The organism is Flavobacterium bomense, from assembly GCF_003970355.1.
Map to the genome: position 1 here is coordinate 503,305 of NZ_RYDJ01000001.1, position 22,399 is coordinate 525,703.

15 protein-coding genes are annotated in these 22,399 nt (G+C 35.3%); 10 read left to right on the forward strand and 5 right to left on the reverse strand.

Translation table 11 applies throughout. The annotated features are described in order from the left end of the window. Positions 1–6 precede the first annotated feature (6 nt). The 6 genes from EKL98_RS02210 (at position 7) to EKL98_RS02235 (ending at position 11,334) form a co-directional block, all read left to right on the forward strand. Positions 7–1,227 carry a peptidoglycan DD-metalloendopeptidase family protein gene (locus tag EKL98_RS02210; RefSeq protein WP_126457630.1) on the forward strand — a complete coding sequence of 407 codons (1,221 nt, stop codon included), beginning with the start codon at positions 7–9 and terminating at the stop codon, positions 1,225–1,227. A 180-nt stretch (positions 1,228–1,407) separates the two neighbouring features. After that, positions 1,408–3,051, forward strand: a complete 1,644-nt coding sequence (gene pgi, locus EKL98_RS02215; RefSeq protein WP_126554030.1) for a glucose-6-phosphate isomerase — start codon at positions 1,408–1,410, stop codon at positions 3,049–3,051. A gap of 379 nt (positions 3,052–3,430) precedes the next feature. Continuing rightward, positions 3,431–6,667: a TonB-dependent receptor gene (locus EKL98_RS02220; protein WP_126561431.1), complete on the forward strand. Its 3,237-nt coding sequence runs from the start codon at positions 3,431–3,433 to the stop codon at positions 6,665–6,667. Positions 6,668–6,927: 260 nt separating this feature from the next. Then, positions 6,928–10,221 carry a TonB-dependent receptor gene (locus EKL98_RS02225; RefSeq protein WP_126561432.1) on the forward strand — a complete coding sequence of 1,098 codons (3,294 nt, stop codon included), beginning with the start codon at positions 6,928–6,930 and terminating at the stop codon, positions 10,219–10,221. Positions 10,222–10,317: 96 nt separating this feature from the next. Continuing rightward, on the forward strand, positions 10,318–10,752 hold the full coding sequence (locus EKL98_RS02230) for a hypothetical protein (RefSeq protein WP_126457626.1): 435 nt from the start codon (positions 10,318–10,320) through the stop codon (positions 10,750–10,752). Between the two features lie 84 nt (positions 10,753–10,836). Further along, entirely contained in the window at positions 10,837–11,334 is a 498-nt protein-coding gene (locus tag EKL98_RS02235; protein WP_126561433.1) for a septal ring lytic transglycosylase RlpA family protein, read from the forward strand. Position 11,335: 1 nt separating this feature from the next. Here EKL98_RS02235 and EKL98_RS02240 read toward each other — a convergent pair whose 3' ends face one another. Continuing rightward, entirely contained in the window at positions 11,336–11,803 is a 468-nt protein-coding gene (locus EKL98_RS02240) for a CYTH domain-containing protein (protein WP_126457624.1), read from the reverse strand. Between the two features lie 422 nt (positions 11,804–12,225). On the opposite strand from EKL98_RS02240, the gene EKL98_RS02245 reads away from it, so the two are divergent. The 3 genes from EKL98_RS02245 to EKL98_RS02255 all read left to right on the forward strand — a co-directional run bounded on the left by EKL98_RS02245 (position 12,226) and on the right by EKL98_RS02255 (position 16,057). After that, positions 12,226–14,310 (forward strand): site-specific recombinase, encoded by a 2,085-nt coding sequence (locus EKL98_RS02245; RefSeq protein ID WP_231507405.1) that lies wholly within the window; start codon positions 12,226–12,228, stop codon positions 14,308–14,310. Between the two features lie 54 nt (positions 14,311–14,364). Beyond that, positions 14,365–15,447 (forward strand): DNA polymerase IV, encoded by a 1,083-nt coding sequence (gene dinB, locus EKL98_RS02250; protein WP_126554018.1) that lies wholly within the window; start codon positions 14,365–14,367, stop codon positions 15,445–15,447. 94 nt (positions 15,448–15,541) lie between these two features. After that, a complete protein-coding gene (locus EKL98_RS02255; RefSeq protein WP_126457622.1) occupies positions 15,542–16,057 on the forward strand; it encodes a PAS domain-containing protein in 516 nt (171 codons plus the stop codon). Between the two features lie 60 nt (positions 16,058–16,117). On the opposite strand, the gene EKL98_RS02260 is transcribed toward EKL98_RS02255, so the two are convergent. After that, the gene (locus EKL98_RS02260) at positions 16,118–16,888 is read right to left on the reverse strand and encodes a Bax inhibitor-1/YccA family protein (protein ID WP_126457621.1); all 771 of its coding nucleotides are present in this window, start codon (positions 16,886–16,888) and stop codon (positions 16,118–16,120) included. Between the two features lie 172 nt (positions 16,889–17,060). Then, on the reverse strand, positions 17,061–18,857 hold the full coding sequence (gene lepA / locus EKL98_RS02265) for a translation elongation factor 4 (RefSeq protein WP_126452060.1): 1,797 nt from the start codon (positions 18,855–18,857) through the stop codon (positions 17,061–17,063). Between the two features lie 294 nt (positions 18,858–19,151). Here lepA and dusB point away from each other — a divergent pair, with 294 nt between their 5' ends. Next, a complete protein-coding gene (dusB, locus tag EKL98_RS02270; RefSeq protein WP_126561434.1) occupies positions 19,152–20,144 on the forward strand; it encodes a tRNA dihydrouridine synthase DusB in 993 nt (330 codons plus the stop codon). A 122-nt stretch (positions 20,145–20,266) separates the two neighbouring features. On the opposite strand, the gene EKL98_RS02275 is transcribed toward dusB, so the two are convergent. Beyond that, positions 20,267–21,466 (reverse strand): ABC transporter permease, encoded by a 1,200-nt coding sequence (locus tag EKL98_RS02275; protein WP_126554014.1) that lies wholly within the window; start codon positions 21,464–21,466, stop codon positions 20,267–20,269. Positions 21,467–21,469: 3 nt separating this feature from the next. Beyond that, on the reverse strand, positions 21,470–21,862 hold the full coding sequence (rbfA, locus tag EKL98_RS02280; protein WP_126452046.1) for a 30S ribosome-binding factor RbfA: 393 nt from the start codon (positions 21,860–21,862) through the stop codon (positions 21,470–21,472). Between the last annotated feature and the right edge of the window lie 537 nt (positions 21,863–22,399).

Consider the following 22,399-nt stretch of genomic DNA (forward strand, 5'->3'; position numbering starts at 1 on the left):
CAAGATTTGAAACAAATATTTATAATTATAATAGCACTTTTTTCTTTAGTATCATGTAATAAAATGAAGGAAGTTGTGCCGGAAAAAGTAGTGAAACTTGTTCCTAAAAAGAGTGAGTTTGGGTTTGTTCTTGCTGATTTTAATATCGTTAATGATACTATAGAAAGGGGAGATACTTTTGGAACTATTATTCAAAATCAGAATATTGGGGAACGAAAAGTATATGATATTATTGCTAAAGTGAGAGATTCGTTTGATGTAAGAAGTATTAGAATCAACAGGCCTTTTACGTTGTTGAGGTCCAAGGATAAAAAACATAATTTACAGGCTTTTATTTATCAACCCGATGCGCTGAGTTATTACGTGATTGATATGCGGGACACAGCGGTAGTTGTTTATAAAAAAACCAAACCAATTACAATTAGGCGACGCACCATTGGTGGAGTTTTGAAAGAATCATTGTCGGAAACTTTAGACAATGCTAAGATTGAAGGGGCTCTAGCGAATAAAATAGCTAAAATTTACGCCTATTCAATTGATTTCATGAAACTCAAAAAAGGAGATCGTTTTGCGATAACGTTTACAGAGCGCTTTATAAATGATTCCGTTTATGATGGAGTCGAAGAACTGGAAGCTTCTTTTTTTGAATACGGAGGAAAAATTATTTATGCCTTTCCCTTTGCGCAGAACCCCAATTCAGATAAAATTCAATATTATAATGAAGAAGGGAAAACACTAAAAAATTTCTTTCTTAAGTCTCCAATAAAATTCAGTAGAATTTCGTCAAGATTTTCAAACAGTAGATTTCATCCGGTTCAGCACAGATGGAAAGCACATAAAGGAACGGATTATGCGGCGCCTCATGGCACACCTATAACCACTACGGCAAGCGGCGTTGTGGAGCAAAGTGGTTTTACTGCCGGAAACGGGAATTTTGTAAAAGTTAAACATAACGGAACCTACTCAACACAATATTTGCACATGTCAAAAATACTCGTGAGACGCGGACAACGGGTCAGTCAGGGACAGGTTATCGGTTTAGTAGGAAGCACAGGTTTGGCAACAGGGCCACATGTTTGTTATCGATTTTGGAAAAACGGAAGACAAGTAGATGCATTAAGACTTAAATTGCCTAGTGGTGAGCCGATGAATGGCGCTAATAAAAGTCGGTTTTTGACACAAATAACGCCCTTGAAATTTGAACTGGATAGTGTGGCTAACCTGTAAATAACATTTGTAAAATCATCACAATTTTTTTCAAAAAAGACGAGTTGCTTAGTGTTAGTCCCAAAAAACACTGAAATCTTGTTATATTACTATAGTTTAATATAATGCAAAACCATTTTTCATTAAAACTAATTTCACTATTTTTACCCTATTAAAATAATACTACAAAACACACAATAAATGGCTTTAAATACCACAAATCCAACCGAAACAAGCGCTTGGAAAAAACTTGAAAAGCATTACAGCGAAATGCAAAAAGCGTCGATTCAGGAATTATTTCAATTGGACGAATCCAGAACAAAAAAATTCAATTTGAAATGGAATGATTTTTTAATTGATTATTCAAAAAATATTATTAATCAAGAAACACTTCAGTTGTTATTACAACTAGCAGATGAAGTAGGACTTAAAAGTGCTATTGCTGATTATTTTAATGGTGCAATAATTAATCAAACCGAAAATAGAGCAGTACTTCACACCGCATTGCGTGCCAAAAAATCAGCAATAATAAATGTTGATGGAAGTAATGTACTTACTGAAATTAATGAAGTAAAAAGTAAAATTAAATTATTTACCAATGAAGTAATTTCCGGCAAAAGAACAGGTTTTACAGGGAAACCGTTCACGGATGTGGTCAATATAGGCATTGGAGGCTCGGATTTAGGGCCTGTTATGGTTGTTGAGGCATTGCAATTTTATAAAAATCATTTAAATGTTCATTTTGTTTCTAATGTGGATGGGGATCATGTAAATGAAATCATAAAAAAACTAAATCCAGAAACAACGCTTTTTGTGGTTGTTTCCAAAACATTTACAACTCAAGAAACATTAACCAACTCTGAAACCATCAGAAAATGGTTTTTAAAATCGGCTACTCAAGAAGATGTGGCCAAGCATTTTGTTGCCGTTTCTACCAATATTCAAAAAGTAACAGCGTTTGGGATAAACCCAGACAACGTATTCCCTATGTGGGATTGGGTTGGAGGGAGATTCTCTTTGTGGAGTGCCGTTGGACTTACGATAAGTTTAGCCGTTGGGTACGATAATTTTGACGGCATGCTAAAAGGAGCCAATGAGATGGACGAGCATTTCAAAACTGCCGATTTTGACCAAAACATGCCGGTTACGTTAGCGTTATTGAGTATTTGGTACAACAATTTTTTTGGTGCCGAAAGTGAAGCTTTGATTCCGTACACGCAATACTTACAAAAATTAGCCCCCTACTTGCAACAAGGAACAATGGAAAGCAATGGTAAAAGTGTGGGTCGGGACGGGAAACCAGTCAATTACCAAACTGGGACGATCATTTGGGGAGAGCCGGGGACTAATGCACAACATGCTTTTTTTCAGTTAATTCACCAAGGGACAAAACTGATACCTGCAGATTTTATTGGATTTGTAACTCCGCTATACGGCGACAATGATCATCATGATAAACTAATGTCTAACTTTTTTGCACAAACAGAAGCATTAATGCATGGGAAATCAGAAGAACAAGTACAAGCTGAATTTGATACACAAGGAATTTCAGCTGATAAAGCAAAATTCCTTTTGCCATTTAAAGTTTTTACAGGTAACAAGCCTACAAACACTATTTTAATCCAAAAACTGACACCCGAGACGTTAGGCTCTTTGATTGCCTTGTACGAGCACAAGATTTTTGTACAAGGAGTGATCTGGAATATTTTTAGTTTTGATCAGTGGGGAGTTGAATTAGGAAAACAATTGGCTAATTCTATCTTGGAAGAAATTAATACGAAAACGGTTCAAACACATGACGGATCTACCACTTTTTTATTGAATCATTTTTTGAAGAATAAATAGGAGCAAATAAGCTACTGATTTTTATGATCGTATCAATTTTCATTTAAGGTTGATTACTGCTCTGTTTTTGATGGAGGTATAAAACACTAAAAGCCTTGATTTTAGCTAATTCAGGGCTTTTTAGTATTTAAGTAATTCTGGCAGAGTACTTTTTTTAAATTTGTGTTATTTTTTTTAGTATTTGCAATTGGTAATTTGGTGTGGATAATTTAATATAAAATGATTTTAATTGAAAATTCTCTTTTTTTTTAATTAAAAAAAGCGAGATTATTGGTTTGAGATAAAAATTCTGTTTAAAAGAAACGATATTCTTAACGTTATGTTAACTTATTAAAGCAAAAATGTTATATTTTTGCCAAATATTAATAAACTAGACAATATGAAAAAATTTTTAAAGTTGTTTTTTGCATTAGCGTTATTATTTTGCGCTAATCCTAACCTTTACGCACAGGGAAATACAAATTCCTCTGTAAGCGGAAATGTTTATGATAACGATTCTCAAACCTTACCCGGCGCATCTATTCTTGCAGTACATACTCCTTCAGGTTCCCGTTACACTGCATCTACAGATGGGACAGGTAATTTTAGTATTTCAAACATGAGAGTTGGTGGGCCTTATAAGGTTACCATTACTTATGTAGGTTTTAAAAACTATGAAGAAAACGAAATTTATCTTCAATTGGGAGAAAATAAAACTTTTAAAATTGCTTTGGCTGAAGATTCAAATGAATTGAAAGAAGTTGTAGTTAGAGCGTCAAGAGATAATACGTTTAATTCTCAGAGAACAGGAGCTCAAACGGTAATCAATTCAGATAAAATCAAGTCATTGCCTTCCTTATCCAGAAACATTTCTGATTTTGCAAGATTGACACCTCAGGCACAAATTCGAGGCGATGATCAATTGTCTATTGGGGGACAAAATAATAGATTCAATGCAATTTATATTGATGGAGCTGTAAGTAATGATGTTTTCGGACTAGCTGCAAACGGAACTAACGGAGGGCAAACGGGTGTAAGTCCAATTTCTGTGGATGCAATTGAGCAATTTCAAGTAAGTGTAGCTCCTTATGATGTGAAACTTTCAGGTTTTGCGGGTGGAGCAATTAGTGCAATTACGAAATCAGGAACTAATGATTTTGAAGGATCTGCCTATTTTTTCAATAGAGACGAGTCTATTTCTGCTAAAACGCCTCCTTCATTGGCAGGTGCAGACGGAAGACAAAAGTTAGCTGATTTTTCTGCGCAAACGTACGGAGTTCGTGCAGGTGGATCAATTGTCAAAGACAAATTGTTTTATTTTATCAATTATGAAAAACAAAACAATGAGACACCACAACCTTTTGATTTTGGTACCTACGCAGGAGATTCTAAATTAGCTGATATTAATGCCTTAACTGCAAAATTAGCAGGTTTTGGATATGATCCAGGTTCTTACAATAATAATGTCAGAACACTTAAGAGTGATAAAATCATTGCTAAGTTAGACTGGAACATCAGTGATAATCATAAATTATCATTTAAGCACAGTATTGTTGATGCAGAGAATTTTTCTCCTAGCCGTTCTTCTGCTACAGCAATTAGTTTTATCAATGGTAGTCAGTTATTTAAATCGACAACTAATTCAACAGCTTTAGAACTAAACTCAAGATTTAGTAATAAATTTTCTAACAATCTTGTTATTGCTTACACAACTGTAGCTGATGACAGAGACCCATCTGGAGATCCGTTTCCTACCGTTCAAATTATAGATGGTCCAGGTAGTATTTTCTTTGGTGCAGAAGCTTTTTCAACTGCAAATCTTTTAGATCAAAAAGTATTGACTATTTCTGATAATTTTGAAATCAATCTTGGAAGAAATAAAATCACGATTGGAACTCACAACGAATTTTCACAATCTAAAAACGTATTCTTTGGTAACAATTTTGGAGCTTATCGTTACTCCAAATTATCTGATTTCTTAACAGATGCAAGAGCAAATAGGTTTTTAATGAACTATTCCTTGATTGGTGGTAGTGGAGATGAGTCGCTAGGAGCAGCTGAGTTTGGTACAAAACAATTTGGTTTGTATATTCAAAATGACATGAGATTGACTGAAAATTTCAAACTTTCTTACGGAGTAAGAGTTGATATGCCGGTATGGGAAGATGGTTTAGTAAATAATGATTTTAATGTTAGAACGGTTGGGTTATTACAAGCAGCCGGTAAAAACTTGAAAGATGCCAGAGTAGGTCAAGGGATATCTAATTATGCTCATTTTGCACCGCGTTTGGGTTTTAATTATGATGTAAATGGTGCAAAATTAACTCAAATTAGAGGTGGATTTGGAGTATTTACTTCTAGGTTACCGCTAGTATGGCCAGGTGGGACATATAACAATAATGGAGTTACTCAAGGAGCGATTCAAATTACCGGAGGGACAACGCCAGTGTTCAATCCTAATCCAAGCGTTGATAGTCAAATAGCGCCGCTTCCTGCTTCTGTCCCAAGACCAGGTTCAGGTAGTACGGGCGGTAATATTGATATTTTTGCAAAAGATTTTAAATTACCACAGGTATTTAAAGCAAGTTTTGCAGTAGATCAAAAATTGCCATTAGGCTTCGTGTTTACTTCCGAAGTTACTTACAATGATAACATCAGTGCTATCACCTATGAAAATTTGAATATCAAAGCGTCTACAAGTAACTTAACTGGAGCGGATACAAGACCAACTTACAATGCAAATAATAGAGTTGATAACAAGTATCTAGGAATTTATTTGGCCTCTAATACAGATGAAGGAAAAGCTTATAATGTGTCTTTTACTTTAACTAAAAACTTTAGATCACCATTTATTGACGGTAATATTTCTGGTACATATTCCTATGGTAAGTCTACCGTTCTATTGGATGCAACCTCATCTCAAAACAGTTCTCAGTGGAATAATACTGAAACCGTTAATGGAGCTAATTTTCCAACATTGTCAAGATCTGATTTTGATCAAGGTGCAAGAGTTATTTCGAACGGAAATGTTACTTTGAAATGGAGTAAATTCACAAAATCAAGAATTGGTTTCTTCTACGAAGGAGCTCAAGGAACACCGATAAGTTATGTGTATAATGACCGTGGAAATTTGTTAAAAGATACATTCTCTAGTTCAGCATTGATTTATGTTCCTGCTGCTAAATCTGAAATTAATTTAGTAAGCACAACTAATGGCTTAACCGCTGATCAACAATGGGATGCGCTTAGTGCTTTTATCGAAGGGAATGAGTATTTAAGAAGTAGAAAAGGTGGATACGCTGAGCGTAACGGAGATCGTTTAAAAACGACTCATGTTGTCGATTTGAAATTTGCACAAGAGTTTACTATCAACGTAGGGAATAAGAAACATACCTTAGAATTTACAGCTGATATTTTCAACTTTACCAATCTTATAAATAAAAATTGGGGTAAACGTTATTTTACAAGCTTTGACCAAGTGCAATTGCTTCAGCAAGTTGGATTCTTAGCTAATGGTACCACACCAACGTTTAGATACAACCCTGCTGTAGGAAATAATGTTAACCAAGTTGATGATGTAGGTCTTAACTCATCAAGATGGCAAATGCAAACTGGTGTTCGTTATACATTCAACTAGTTTAGCTTAAAATAATCTAACCCTCATTTCAATTTGGAATGAGGTTTTTTTTTATAACTAAAAACCACATTTTAAGTCTTTTAAAAAAAGAATAATCTTTAATAAAAAAAATAAATACTTTGGTTTTCGATCTAAAAAGAAATAATGGTTGAGGGCGAAAAAATTGTTTTGAAATACCGTATTCTTAACAGTATGTTAACTTATTTAAGTAAAAATGTTATATTTTTGCCAAACTTTTTTAACTAAACAAAAAAACAAAAATGAAAAGAATTATTTTTATTTTGATTATTTTTTTATCAGTTGTAGGTCATTCGCAGGTCACTAGTTCTGCTATGTCTGGGACTGTTAAATCGAATGCTGGAGAGACTCTTCCAGGAGCGTCAGTTGAGGTCGTTCACACGCCTACAGGAACAAAATATTTTTCAACTACAAGTGCCAATGGAGGCTATGCAGTTCAGGGTATTAGACCAGGCGGTCCCTACACTGTAAGAGTGACTTATGTGGGCTACAAAACAACAGAAATCACGGATATTAACGCTCCTTTAGGGAATAATTTAACTGTAAATATTGTTGTAGAAGAAGAATCAAATGCGTTGAATGAAGTAATTGTTTCTACAAAATCGAAAGGGACTTTCAATAAAGGAAGAACTGGAGCATCTCAACAATTTTCTAACAGAGAAATCACTGCCGTGCCAGTAACAGGTGCACGTTCCATAAATGCAATTACTAAGTACAATGCTAATGCAGGTAGTAACGGTACTTTTGGTGGTCAGGATTCAAGATTAAACAATTTTACTATTGACGGATCTGTTTTTAATAATGGTTTTGGTTTAGGTAGTGACTCACAAGCCGGAGGAAGAACCGGTTCTACAGCTATTTCATTAGATGCTATTGAGCAATTACAAGTAAATATCGCTCCTTATGACGTACGTCAATCCGGATTTTTAGGTTCTGGAATCAATGCGGTTACCAAAAGTGGAACGAATGAGGTGGAAGGGTCAATATACAACTCATTCCGAAGCAACAAAAAAGACTTCATAGGAAGTAAAGCAGGAGAAAGAACAGTAGTACCTGGAAAATTTGAAGAAAAAATTTGGGGCGCCAGAATTGGAGCACCAATCATTAAAGATAAATTATTTTTCTTTGGGAATGTTGAAACTATAGAGAACATTAGCCCGGCTACTACTTGGACATCTACAGGTTCGCCACAAGCAAGTGCACAGGTTTCGGCTCCTACTTTTGCACAAATGCAAACACTTTCTACTTTTTTGCAAGATAAATTTAATTATACCACAGGACCATGGGAAAACTATGATGCTGAAAGAATTTCAAAAAAATTCCTAGCCAGACTGGACTGGAATATTAATGATAATCATCAATTGACCGCTCGTTATGTTTTTCATAACTCTAATTCTGATGAGTTAACTTCAAACTCAAATTCATTAGGTTTTGGAAACAGAAGAACAAGTCCGTTAGCAATGTCTTTTAAAAACAGCGGATATGTAATTCAGGATAATACGAGATCAGTAGTCTTAGAATTGAATAGTAAATTAAGCAATTCTTGGTACAATAACTTTATTGCAGGTTACGATAAGCAAATTGAAGACAGAGCATTACAAGGTGGTGGTTTGTTTCCAACAATTGATATCTTAAACGGTTCAAACACATTTATTTCGGCAGGTTTAGATCCGTTCACTCAAGGAAATAAACTTTCGTATTCTACATTACATTTTACTAATAATTTGACCAAAACGATAGGTAAACATTCATTATTGTTTGGTACTAACTTTGAGTACTTCAAATCAAGCAACTTGTTTTTCTCTGGGTCTAATGGTGTTTATACTTTTAATTCACTTTCTGACTTTTATGCAGCAGCTAATCAGTCTGCAAACACAGGTGGGGCGCCATCAACAACTGCACTTCCTGCACGTCTTCAATTCAGATATTCTGCATTGCCCGGCGCTCAAGAGCCATTACAAATCTTCAAGTCAAACAAATTAGATTTGTACACGCAAGATGAAATGAAATTGAGCGATAGATTTAAATTAACAGTAGGTCTTCGTGCCACAGCTGTTTGGTTTGCTGATACAGCTCTTGAGAATCCTGCAGTTACTGCATTAACTTTTGGACAAGGCCAAAAATTTAATACAGGAAAAATGCCTGATACTCAGTATTTGTTGGAGCCAAGAGTTGGTTTTAACTTAGACTTAAATGGCGATGCAACGACGCAACTTCGTGGAGGTAGTGGTGTTTTTACAGGAAGAGCACCTTCAGTTTATTTATCTAATGCAATTGGTAATAATGGAGTGCTTACAGGTTTTGTTGATGTAAGTGGCACTGCATTGGCTTCTGGTGGGTATGGTTTTACTCCAAACCCAAATGATTATTTTATTCCGGATACCCCAACGCTTCCTACTACTTTTGAATTGGCTTTCACCGATAAAAAATTTAAGTTTCCGCAAGTTTGGAAAACTAATATAGCGGTTGATCAAAAACTTCCTTTTGGTTTTGTAGGTACAGTAGAAGGGATTTTTCAAAGAAATATTAATGCGATACATTATTATAATGCTAATTTTGATGCGCCAGTTGGAACTTTCAGCGGTCCGGATAACAGACCAAGATATGCTCGTACCGATGCAGGTGTTCGTGTTAATGATAATGTTTCCAGTGCCGTTGTTTTAACAAACACGGACAAAGGATATTTTTATTCTTCAACCTTTAAATTAGAGTATCCATACAAAAAAGGGCTATGGGGATCGTTTGCATACACGTATTCAAGTGCTAATGATTTGTTATCTCCGGGTTCTATTGCTTCTGGTTCGTGGACGGGCGCTAGATCTGTAAATGGAAATAACGACTTACCTTTAGCATTGTCTAACAATAATACACCACATAGATTAGTTGGTATTTTAGGATACAAAATTGAATACGGTAAAAATGTAGGGGCGGCAACTTCAATCAATTTAGGATACATTGGAGAACAATCCGGACCGTTTTCCTATTCTTACGGGGGTGATATGAATGGTGACAGAGTAAATAACAATGACTTGATTTATGTCCCTAAAAATGCAAATGAAATTCGTTTTCAATCACTTTCAGTAACAAATGGGACTGTGACAACAGTCTACACTGAAGCGCAACAACAACAAGCTTACGAATCCTATATCAATCAAGATGATTACCTTTCTACTAGAAGAGGGCAGTATGCAGAGAGAAATGGAGGAGTTTTACCTATGCTACATAGATTAGATTTATCAGCAACTCAAGATTTTTATATTACAATTGCGGGTAAAAAGAATAATTTTCAATTCAGAGCTGATATCCTGAACTTTACTAATTTCATTAATAAAGATTGGGGAGTTACACAACGAGTTACAAATACAAATGTTTTGAACTACAGAACAACGACTACGAATGTTCCTTTTTATCAATTAGCGACTCAAGTAGAAGCTAACGGAACTCGAGTTTTAATAAAAGACACTTTTCAAAAAAATGCTTCAACTTTTGATGTTTGGCAAGCACAATTTACACTTAGATACATTTTTGGTAAGTAGGAGTAATTTAAGTGTTTGAATATTTAAAACCACGTTGAAAAACGTGGTTTTTTTATGCCTTTTTTGCTTATATTTGTTAAAACAAAAATATTATTTATGGAGGATTTTATTCAAAAATTTCATTCTGGCTGGGCTTATCTCGCACTTTTAGTTTTAGTGGTGGCTGTGGTTAATTCTTTGATAGGGATGTTTTCTAAAAAAGAATTTACTTCCAAAGACAGAAAGATAGCGCTGTTTGGCTTAATAGCAATACACACTCAATTAGTAGTAGGTGTACTTTTATACTTTGTGTCTCCCAATGGTTTGAATATGATAAAAGCCGTTGGAATGGGTGGGCTGACAACGGAAAGCCGATTGTTGGCTTTAGAACATCCTTTGATCAATATAATAGCAATTGTCTTGATTACTATTGGGTGGTCAAAACACAAAAAAGCAACTACAAGCGAATCTAAATTTAAAACATTTTCTATTTTTTATGGTTTAGGATTAGTGCTTATTTTAAGCCGAATCCCATGGAAAATATGGTTTTAAAAAAAACCGTGAAAGCTCTAGAAATAGAGCTTTTTTTATCTAGGTATGGTTTTTGTAAAATAGATTTAACTAAAAAAGACATAAATGAAAAAATCAATAACATTATTTTTTTTGTTGGCAATAATCACTTTAGCCAGTAGCCAAAGTTCCATCTCTGAAAGACAAAAAGCCACCATACAAAAAGCCACCATACAAAAAGACAGCATCAAAAAAAGTCGAACCGCAATGGAGCTGGAAGAAAAAAAAATAGACTCATTGATCTCTTCTTTAGGAAAATTTAAAATCTACAAAAAAGCCGCTCACGCATCCTATTACGCAGATAAATTCAATGGCAGAAGAACGACCAGCGGTACAAAATTTGACAATAATAAATATACCGCCGCCCACAAAAAACTGCCCTTTGGTACCAAAGTCAAAGTGACCAATGAAAAAAACGGGAAGTTCGTAATTGTAGAAATTACAGATAGAGGCCCATTTGTCAAGTCTAGAGAGATTGATCTTTCTAAACGAGCATTTATGGATATTGCAGCTAATAAAAACAGCGGAGGGCTGCAGGTAACTATAGCCGTAATGAGTAATTAGATTACCAGTTTCTAAAAGGCGAAGTGCTCAAATAAGAATTGTAATAGCGGGAGTCTCCGGTGACTTCCTTGTCCAGCCAAGCTGGTTTTTCAAAAAATTCTTCTTCAGAGTTTAATTCAATTTCTGCCACAACCAGTCCTTGATTTTCACCATGAAATTCATCTACTTCAAAAATATGAGAGCCCACTTTTATTTCAAAACGAGTTTTATCAATAGCTCCCTTTTCACACAAAAGCAGTAATTTTTCAGCGTCACTAATGGAAATTTCTTTTTCCCACTCAAAACGGGACAGTCCGGAGGTATTAGAAATCCCCTTTATCGTCAGAAACCCCTTTTTTCCTTTTATTCGTACCCGTACCGTTCGCGCTGGCGCGGAACTCAAATAGCCCTGCGCAATATGATTTTGAGTAAAAGCAGATTCTTTATAGGAATCATCTTTGACTAAAAATTTTCTTTCTATTTCTATCATTTCAAGCGAAATTTGTTATTTTTAGTTATTTATTTTGTCAGTTCACTTGGCTCGTATCCAGATATTCATTTCAATTTTTACTCATAAATCTTTTTTCAATTTGTAAAAAATAGCGTCTTGGGTTGCTCTTTTTTAAATGAAAAATAGTTTTTTTCAATCGAAGATTTTTCATTGCTATCTGGGCTGATACCAGCAACCAAAGGTATTAAATATTTTGCTTTTGTTCCGTTTTTATCTCTTTGACAAAAGCGGAGTTTATGCTAGTTTGCTGTTTTTTATGTTCCAATTCTGTGTGTCGATTACCGATAATAGGAAGGAAATTTTGCGAATAGGTCTTTTTGTGCGTCCTTGAGCAATAATTTCAAGGATTTATTAATGAAAAATGATCAGTCTGTTCGTATTTTTACAAAAATTAAACAAAGTTGATAAAACCATTTTTTAAAAGAAAACACAAGCCAACTCCAGTGGGAGTGCTAACTGAATTTTTTGGGGAAGCAGAGTCTTGGCGTGATACAGAAGACAACCTGGAGCCTTTAGTGGAGTTAATTCGGTTGATTCGGCCTTTGCAAACAAAAAAATTGGCAACCGTGGATTTGCAGGATATTATTACTTTTTTGAAAGAAAATTATTCTTGTCGGAAACAACTTTCCCTTTATCTCAAAGAAATTCTCAAAGACATTAAGTTTAATAAAATCCTCACAGACGCAGCTATTTTGCAAGATGTAGATTTTCTTTTTGAAGTCAAAAAAAGAATCTTTGCTAAGATATTGCCTTATCAACCTCAAAAAGACACTTTAGAATACATTTTCAATCAGGTTTTTTATCTAGCCAATGATGGGATTTGGGTAAATAAAATTCCAGTGGAGCAATTAGAGGAATTATACAGCCTTTTAAAATTCAAATCTATTTATGAAAGTGTAGCACCTCACTCCGTTTTATCAGAAATACTTGTTGCAATGCATCTTATTACACAACGCATCAGCGGTCGTGCCATGGAAACGGATGTGATTAAAATGGTACCTGAATTTGATGATTTTGAAAGTCCTTTTTCAGCTTTTGAAAAGGAATTGTTTCAAATAGAAGATCAAGTCCGGAGTTCTGAAAATCATTTCATCACTATAGATGATTTATCTTATTCCCAATTGATGGTTTTGCATAAGCAATGCGAAGAATTTGTGGACAGAGCTTTTCATAATAGTTCTAAATATGGCATTTCACTTCGGGTAAACCAGAATTTACTAAAAATCAGACAGCAATTAGAGCGGCTTAAATTTTTAATTCCGTTGCTGATCGTTGAAAAAGAGAGTGATAAAAAAAACAATGGGATTGTTTTAGCCTTGCGTTTGATAAAATTCAATTGCTACAAGAACAATGTTAGGAAATTTATAGCCGAAAGTACGCAATTAATCTCCTATGAAATTACCCAGCACACGGCTAAAACAGGGGAACATTATATCACAGAAAGTCGCAAAGAATATTTTAAAATGTTCCGTACCGCCCTAGGTGGAGGGTTTATTGTAGGTATATTATGTGTCATTAAGGTTTTGCTTGCTAGCGCTGACACTAGTTTTTTTGGGCATGCTTTTCTTTATAGTATGAATTATGCTTTTGGATTTATTGCTATTTATCTTCTGGGGTTTACTTTAGCTACAAAACAGCCAGCGATGACTGCTGCTGCCTTGATAAAAGCTCTAGAAAAAGGAGTTGCAAAACAAGGGAAGGAGGCGGAGAAATATGAAGCTTTTGCCATTCTTTTTGCACGTGTTTTCAGGTCCCAGTTTATTGCATTTTTGGGGAATGTAATTATGGCTTTTCCAGTTTCATTGCTTGGAATTTGGGCTATTGATTACTTATTCCATTATAATATTGCTGCAACTAAATGGGAAACGTTACTTACAGACATTAGTCCCATTCATTCATTAGCTATTTTTCATGCGGCAATAGCAGGATTTTTTCTGTTTTTATCTGGAATTATTTCGGGAAGTATTGCCAATAGGGATAAACATAATCAGGTTTTTTTCCGGATAACGGAACACCCCATGTTGAAAAGAAGCTTAGGGAAAGTACGTACTTTAAAATTAGCCAAGCTGTACGAAAAAAGAGGGGCCGGAATTATTTCTAATTTTTGGTTTGGCGTTTTTATGGGAAGTACGGCTTCCGTTGGCTTGTTTTTAGGGTTGAATCTGGATATTAGACACATCACTTTTGTAAGTGGCAATCTAGCCTTAGGAGTGTATGGAGCAAATTATCAAGTAAGCAATACTATGTTGTTTTGGGGCATTTTTGGGATTGGAGTTATTGGGTTAGTGAATTTTACGGTCAGTTTTAGCCTTTCGTTGGGATTGGCGCTCCGCTCCAGGGCTATTTCTTTGTTTGAATTGCGATTTATTGCCGCTTCTATCTGGAATCATTTTAAATCCAGACCCATTAGTTTCTTTTTTCCAACGGAAAACAAAAAAAAATCAGAAGTAGTTGTCAATTATTTGAGTTCAGACGGTAAGAATTAATCAGAATGCTAGGTTCTTTGGAAGAAATCGAAGGGAATATTCAATTAGAACATTATGCAGGGATTCATTCCAGTAAGAAAAATTATTCACGTTGACATGGATGCTTTCTACGCCTCTGTGGAGCAATTGGACAATCCATTGTTGCGGGGAAAACCCATTGCAGTGGGAGGTTCAGAGAATCGAGGAGTTGTCGCTGCAGCAAGTTATGAGGCTAGGAAATTTGGCGTAAGGAGTGCCATAAGTGGCGTTATGGCTAAAAAAAACTGCCCAGAACTTATTTTTGTTACACCGAGATTTGATCGGTACAAAGAAATATCAAGAAAAATTCACAAGATTTTTTATGAATATACGGATCTAGTAGAGCCACTCTCACTCGATGAGGCGTATTTAGATGTCACTACAAATAAAAAAGGAAATCCTAGCGCCACTTTATTGGCACAGGAAATAAGACAACGCATTTTTAATGAAGTAGGTTTGACAGCTTCGGCAGGGATTTCAGTTAATAAATTTGTCGCTAAAATCGCAAGTGATTATAATAAACCCGACGGGCAGAAAACAGTCGATCCAAATGAAGTGATTGCATTTTTGGAAGAATTAGCCATTCACAAATTTCATGGGGTTGGAAAAGTAACCACCGAGAAAATGTACCAATTAGGGATTTTTACGGGAGTAGAATTAAAAAGTAAATCATTGGAGTTTCTGGAGAGACATTTTGGAAAATCAGGACATTTTTACTACAACGTAGTTAGGGGAATTCATAATAGTGAGGTTAAATCCAATCGAATCACAAAATCAGTAGCGGCAGAACATACTTTTGACGTCAACCTTTCTTCAGAAATTTTCATGATGGAGCAACTGGATCCTATTGCAAGTGCCTTAGAAAGAAGATTAAAAAAACAAACTATAGCTGGAAAAACAATCACTTTGAAAATTAAATACAGTGATTTTACCCAACAAACCCGCAGTAAAACCTTGCCTTATTTTATATCTGGCAAAGGACTGATTCTAGAGGTTGTGAAAGAACTTTTGTACCAAGAGCGCATGAAGGATTCCGTTCGTTTGCTGGGGATTTCTCTAAGCAATTTGAATACAGAGCAGAAAAAATTTGTTGTGGTGCAGCTGAAATTTGATTTCTAATGGAGAATGAAGGAGTTCAACAATGGTTAAAATCTGAAATTTGTAATTTTATCTTTGTGAATAAAATTACATTTGGTTCATTAAATTATGTGTTATGAGCAATTTTAAAGAATATGAAGACGCTATTGCGATGTATCACAGCGCTTTAAGTATTAAGACGGTTCCTGTTTGTTCTTGGGATTTTCATAATGAATTTTTGAGTTCAGTCAAGAATGTTTTTTTGGATTTAAACAAGCTAAACTCAATTGCTTTGCAAAATAAATGGTCAAAAAATGATTGGGATCTCAATAGTAGCCTGAAAGAAGAGGTTGTTATTGTTACGGATGTAAAATTGAATATTATATTTGCTTCACACAACATGAAAAAAATGAACGGCTATGCAGAATCCGAAGTTTTGGGAAAAAGCCCTAAGATTTTTCAAGGGAAAGCAACGAGCAAGAGTACTTCAAGTGAAATCCGTACGGCAATAGTAGAGCAGAAACCTTTTGAAAAAACAGTGTTGAATTATAAAAAAAATGGGACTATTTATGTTTGTTTCATAAAAGGGTTTCCTATTTTCAACAATAAAGGGCTTTTAAGTCATTACATTGCTTTTGAGAAAGCAGCATAAAAAGAGTGACTCTTTTACACTTTAAAAGGTTCACTCTTTTTTATACAGCTATTAGCACGATTAGTTTTTACTGTTTAATTTTGAGAGCAATCTTAAAAATTCAATATACAGCCAAACAAGGGTGATCATTAACCCCATGGCACCATACCATTCCATGTATTTTGGCATTTTTTGTTCTGCTCCTTTTTCGATGCGGTCAAAATCCAAAAACAGATTTAAAGCAGCAATCACAATTACAAAAACACTGATTCCAATACTCATCCATGAGCCGCCATAATGCACGGGCACAAAACTGGTGAACATTGAAAATACCCAAGATATAAGATAATACGTGGCAATAGCCAATGTTGCAGCCACAACTACCGATTTGAATTGTTCTGTTACCTTCACAATTTTATATTTATACAATCCCAGACAAATCATGAAGGTTACAAATGTAGCTCCTACGGCCTGAATGACAATTCCAGGATACATTGCTTCAAATATTGCTGAAATTCCACCAATAAATAAGCCCTCAAAAAGTGCGTAACCAGGAGCTAAATAGGGGGAGTATTGAGGTTTAAACGCTGAAATTACGACTAGAATAAGCCCAACTACTGCACCGCCAATTGCCGGGACCATTGGGTTCATCCCATTAAAGGTCAACCACCATATTACTATAGCCGAAGCAGTAAGTAGTAAAAATAAAATCAAACTTTTATTTATGGTTCCTGACAAGGTCATCTCGTCATTATAATCAAGAATTGTGGTTTGATGTACTTGATCATTTTTTGAAACTGCAGTAGAAAAAGTTTTAGTATTTAAAAATGGATTTTTAGAATTAAAATTCATAATTGTTATATTTTTTTGTTATTCAAATATACGCTTTTGTCTCTTTGTTTCTGAACACTAAAGTAAACAACCAATTTCGTATTTAAATCTGGGATGAAATACCTAGTTCACTCCTCTAAAAAAACCGGTACTATCGTCAGGGTAATTAATGACGAGAAAAAACGTCAGGTCATTAATCATTCAACTTCAAAACAGCCATGAACGCTTCTTGCGGAATTTCAACATTTCCAACCAATCTCATTCGTTTTTTACCTTTTTTCTGTTTTTCCAATAATTTACGTTTACGGGAAATATCTCCACCATAACACTTAGCGGTAACGTCTTTACGCAATGCTTTTATTGTTTCGCGAGAAATCACTTTTACCCCAATAGCCGCTTGAACAGGAATATCAAATTGTTGGCGTGGAATCAATTCTTTCAGTTTTTCACACATTTTTTTTCCTATTTGATATGCGTTGTCGGCATGCATCAAGGAGGATAATGCATCCACAATCGTAGCGTTCAATAAGATGTCTACTTTCACTAAATTAGAAGTTCGCAACCCAATTGGCGTATAATCAAAGGAAGCATATCCTTTAGAAACGGTTTTCAAACGGTCGTAAAAATCAAATACAATTTCTGCCAATGGCATATCAAAAGTCAACTCTACACGTTCCGTAGTCAAATAGGTCTGATTCGTAATCAACCCACGTTTTTCAATACACAAACTCATTACATTTCCAACATAATCGGATTTGGTGATGATAGTTGCCTTAATAAAAGGCTCTTCCACGTGGTCTAAACGAGAGGGCTCCGGCAAGTCCGAAGGATTGTTTACAATAAGTGGAGTTGTTGGATCCTTTTTGGTGTAAGCCAAATACGAAACGTTGGGAACCGTAGTAATCACTGTCATGTTGAATTCACGCTCCAAACGCTCTTGGATAATTTCCATGTGCAACATTCCCAAGAATCCACAACGGAAACCAAATCCCAAAGCAGCTGAACTTTCCGGTAAAAATACTAATGAAGCATCATTCAACTGCAATTTTTCCATAGAGTTTCGCAACTCCTCATAATCTTCCGTATCCACAGGATAAATTCCCGCAAAAACCATTGGTTTTACCTCTTCAAATCCTTTAATTATATTCGTTGTTGGCGTTTTCGCATCTGTCAATGTATCACCTACTTTTACTTCTTTCGCTTCTTTAATTCCAGAAATTAAATACCCAACATCACCGGCTGAAATCACTTGTTTCGGAACTTGGTTTAATTTTAAAGTCCCAATCTCGTCTGCAAAATATTCGTTTCCGGTAGCCATGAATTTTATCTTCTGACCTTTTTTAATCTGACCATTTTTTACCCGGAAAATAACTTCGATTCCTCGAAATGGATTGTAATGCGAGTCAAAAATCAAGGCTTGTAATGGCTCATCAACACTTCCTTTTGGAGGAGGAATTCGATCGATGATGGCTGCCAAAATATTTTCGACACCAAAACCAGTTTTACCAGATGCATGAATAATATCTTCTAATTTACATCCAAGTAAATCAATAATATCGTCACTTACTTCCTCTGGATTCGCGCTTGGTAAATCTACTTTATTCAAAACCGGAATAATTTCCAAGTCATTTTCTAAAGCCAAATATAAATTCGAAATCGTTTGTGCCTGAATGCTTTGCGCTGCATCTACAATCAAAAGTGCGCCTTCACAAGCGGCAATCGACCGAGAAACTTCGTACGAAAAATCCACGTGTCCAGGAGTGTCAATCAAGTTCAAGATGTATTCTTGTCCTTTATACGTATATTCCATCTGAATCGCGTGACTCTTAATCGTAATCCCACGTTCACGTTCTAGATCCATGTTGTCCAGCAATTGCGCTTTTTCCTCACGAGCGGTAACGGTTTGTGTAGCGCCAAGTAATCGGTCAGCAAGCGTGCTTTTCCCGTGGTCAATATGTGCAATAATACAAAAATTCCGTATGTGTTTCATTTTCTGTTGATATCAAATTTATTTGGGTTTACCCTGATTTTTTTTCAGGGCGTGACCACAAGGGTCGGGCTTTCCGCTACAATCTTTTCCTTTTTTAAAGAAAAAAGGAAAAGGATTTCCACTGCAATCCCTCACGCAATCGCCAAACAGCGACTATTAATCTGCAAATATAAGCTAAATTCAACAGTTTCAAAGTCCCGAATTCGTAAACCAACACCTTTAATACGAAGTCTTTCTCCTTTCTTCTTTTATCCTTTCAGCTAAATGTCGTAATTTTGCAAAAAATTAAGGACGATGATCAAGATTGGCAACATAATATTACCCGAATTCCCTTTACTTCTCGCACCAATGGAAGATGTGAGTGATCCGCCTTTTCGCAGATTGTGTAAAGCGCACGGTGCCGATATGATGTATTCTGAGTTTATTTCTTCCGAAGGATTGATTCGGGACGCCATCAAAAGCCGCATGAAATTAGACATCTTTGATTACGAACGCCCCGTTGGGATTCAGATTTTTGGTGGAGACGAAGAAGCGATGGCCATGTCCTCTAAAATTGTGTCTGCCGTAAACCCGGATTTAATCGATATTAATTTTGGTTGCCCTGTTAAAAAAGTCGTTTGCAAAGGTGCCGGAGCCGGCGTTCTTAAAGATGTAGATTTAATGATTCGCCTGACTAAAGCCGTTATCGATAGTACCCATTTGCCGGTAACCGTAAAAACCCGTTTGGGTTGGGACGATAACTCCATTAATATTGATGAAGTAGCAGAGCGTTTGCAAGATATTGGTGTTGCTGCTTTGAGCATACACGCCAGAACTCGTGCCCAAATGTACAAAGGCCATTCCGATTGGTCGCATATTGCCCGAGTTAAAAATAATCCAAGAATCACGATGCCTATTTTTGGTAATGGCGACATTGATTCTCCGGAAAAAGCATTGCAATATAAAAATGAATATGGTATCGATGGCATTATGATTGGTCGTGCTGCCATTGGTTATCCTTGGATTTTTGACGAAATCAAACATTACTTTAAAACGGGAGAACATTTGCCAAAACCTACCGTTATTGATAGAGTCGAAGCAGTTCGAAATCACCTTACTTGGGCCATGGAATGGAAAGGCGAAAGATTAGGAATTGTGGAAACAAGACCACATTACACCAATTATTTCAAAGGAATTCATTCTTTTAAAACCCACAAGCAAAAATTAGTTACACTAGATCGTCCCGAAGAATTGTTCGCTGCTTTAAATGAAATCGAAGAAGCGTATGCGGGATATGAGTTGGTTTAAGCAGTATATATTAATCAACTTCTACCGCCAATTCGCTAATTTATAATAGCTTATTAATTAAACATCTTTGCTAAATCTAAAGAGTAATTTTTTTAAAAATTAGCGAATTAGCGGTAAAAAACTTACTCCAATAACTTCTTACTCACGCGACTACTTGCAATCAAGGATGCAATAAAGCCAAGCGTAATAATCGTCCCCATAACAATAAGTACATTTTCGAGAGAGAAAATCACAGGATAAGCCAGTGTAGGAGTAATCATTACAAGCTGAAGATGTTCTTGAAGTAGTACAATTATAATCCCTAAGGTTAGCCCAATAATTCCGCCAAAAACACTCAATAAAGTCCCTTGAAGCAGGAATATTTTTCGCAAATTTTTGATTTCAGTTCCCAAATTAAAAAGGGTTTTTAGATTCCCTTTTTTGTCTAAAATCATCATAATTAACGCGCCAATCAAGTTGAATAGTGCCACAACAATTACCAGAGTAAAGATTAAATAAACAACGATATTCTCGGTATTCAACATTTTGTAGAGCGAGTCGTTAAGTTGAGCCCTATTTTTTACGGTGATTTTATTCTTAAAAATAGTTTGAAGTTGATTTATAATAGCAGTTTCATCAGCACCAGTTTTTGCTTTGATTTCAATCCCGGAAACCTGATTGGTTTTGTATTCCAATAGTTCCTGCGCTAAACCCAAATCAGCAAAAACATATTTAGAATCTAAATCTTCGCTAATGGCGTAAATACCAACAGGAATTATATCCGTTTTGTTAAAGGCCTGTTCTTGATTTTCAATCGTGCCTTTTCCAGCTTTAGGCACCATTACTTCCAAATGATTATTAAAATCCAATAATCCCATCGAGAATTTCTGAGCAATTCCATACCCAACAACTACTTGATAGGTGTCAGGTTTAAACCATTGCCCATTGAAAAGTTTGGATTCAATAGCATTTACTTTGCTAAAATTAGCATCAACCCCTTTTAAGTACGTAACTTGTTGTTTTCCGTCAAAAGTAAATAAAACACGCTCTTCGATGATTTTGGTATACCAAGCAAGACCGTCTATTTTTTTGATTTGGCTTTCCTGATTGGGAGAAATCAAAAAGGATTTTCCTAAAGTGCTGCTTATTTTTAAATCCGGATCGATGTCATTGGTAAACGAAAGACTAAATACTTTTAGCCCGCTAAAAACGGATAAAACAACAAACAAAGCCATTGCACCAACAATAATTCCCATGCTGGCAATGCGATTGATGATGTTTATAGCATTGTTTTTACTATTGCTGAGGATGTATCGTTTGGCTATGTAGAGGGAGAAATTCAAACTTTATTGGAATCTGCGTTTGTCTAAAAGATCCCTGTTTTCTATAGGATTATCTCTGTTGGCTAACGCATTGTCAATTTTTTCAATGTAATCTAAAGAGTCGTCAATAAAGAAAACCAAATTAGGAACTTTTCTTAATTGCAAACGAACGCGTTGTGATAAATCATGTTTTATAGTTTTAGCATTGGACTTCACCGCCTCTAAAATTTCTTTGGCTTTGTCCTGAGGAAAAACGCTTAAATGTACTGTCGCCACTGATAAATCTGTAGTTACAGTAACTTTGGATACCGAGATAATTAAATTAGCTACTCCATTTTTTCTCACTTCACCTTGCAGAATATCAACCAAATCTTTTTGGATAACCCCACCTATTTTTTTCTGTCTATTTGTTTCCATAGTGCAAAAATACTACTTTTAAGTTTTATCCCGAAGTTTCGGGGCAAATTTTAAAAGTTACCTAACAATTGGTGCGTTTTTAGACGCTTTTTCCGAAGAATAAAAAAACACTTTAACTTTTATCAGGCCTTCAAATCGATAAAATCGCTAGTATTGGAAGCAAAAACAACAGATAATATTTGAATAAATAAGCTTAGGATCGTTTGAAAAGAATGAAAATTTTCAACTAAAACCGCGATGTTTTTGTATGTTTTTTATTTTTAACCTAAAGAGTAATTTATTTATTGAAAATCAATATGTTAGTGTTTTTTTTGTACATTTAACATTATAATTCGTTCGTGACAACAGGCTGAATTTTAAATACCACTTTTTTCAGCATTATAGTAGTAAGGTTTTATACTCTTTTTCCAAAATTCATTTTTAATTGTTTTCAAAGTTATTCCCTTTCGGATGACGCTTTCTATGTTTTAGTTCAACCGTTGCAATTCATTGTAACGGTTGAACTTTTTATTGGAATTTATAATTTTTATTAAATAG

Coding starts and splice junctions, on each gene's coding strand:
- dinB (WP_126554018.1), top strand. CDS start 14,365: ATGCAGGGATTCATTCCAGTAAGAAAAATTATTCACGTTGACATGGAT.
- EKL98_RS02225 (WP_126561432.1), top strand. CDS start 6,928: ATGAAAAGAATTATTTTTATTTTGATTATTTTTTTATCAGTTGTAGGT.
- EKL98_RS02235 (WP_126561433.1), top strand. CDS start 10,837: ATGAAAAAATCAATAACATTATTTTTTTTGTTGGCAATAATCACTTTA.
- EKL98_RS02255 (WP_126457622.1), top strand. CDS start 15,542: ATGAGCAATTTTAAAGAATATGAAGACGCTATTGCGATGTATCACAGC.
- EKL98_RS02220 (WP_126561431.1), top strand. CDS start 3,431: ATGAAAAAATTTTTAAAGTTGTTTTTTGCATTAGCGTTATTATTTTGC.
- lepA (WP_126452060.1), bottom strand. CDS start 18,857: ATGAAACACATACGGAATTTTTGTATTATTGCACATATTGACCACGGG.
- EKL98_RS02240 (WP_126457624.1), bottom strand. CDS start 11,803: ATGATAGAAATAGAAAGAAAATTTTTAGTCAAAGATGATTCCTATAAA.
- dusB (WP_126561434.1), top strand. CDS start 19,152: ATGATCAAGATTGGCAACATAATATTACCCGAATTCCCTTTACTTCTC.
- rbfA (WP_126452046.1), bottom strand. CDS start 21,862: ATGGAAACAAATAGACAGAAAAAAATAGGTGGGGTTATCCAAAAAGAT.
- pgi (WP_126554030.1), top strand. CDS start 1,408: ATGGCTTTAAATACCACAAATCCAACCGAAACAAGCGCTTGGAAAAAA.
- EKL98_RS02230 (WP_126457626.1), top strand. CDS start 10,318: ATGGAGGATTTTATTCAAAAATTTCATTCTGGCTGGGCTTATCTCGCA.
- EKL98_RS02260 (WP_126457621.1), bottom strand. CDS start 16,888: ATGAATTTTAATTCTAAAAATCCATTTTTAAATACTAAAACTTTTTCT.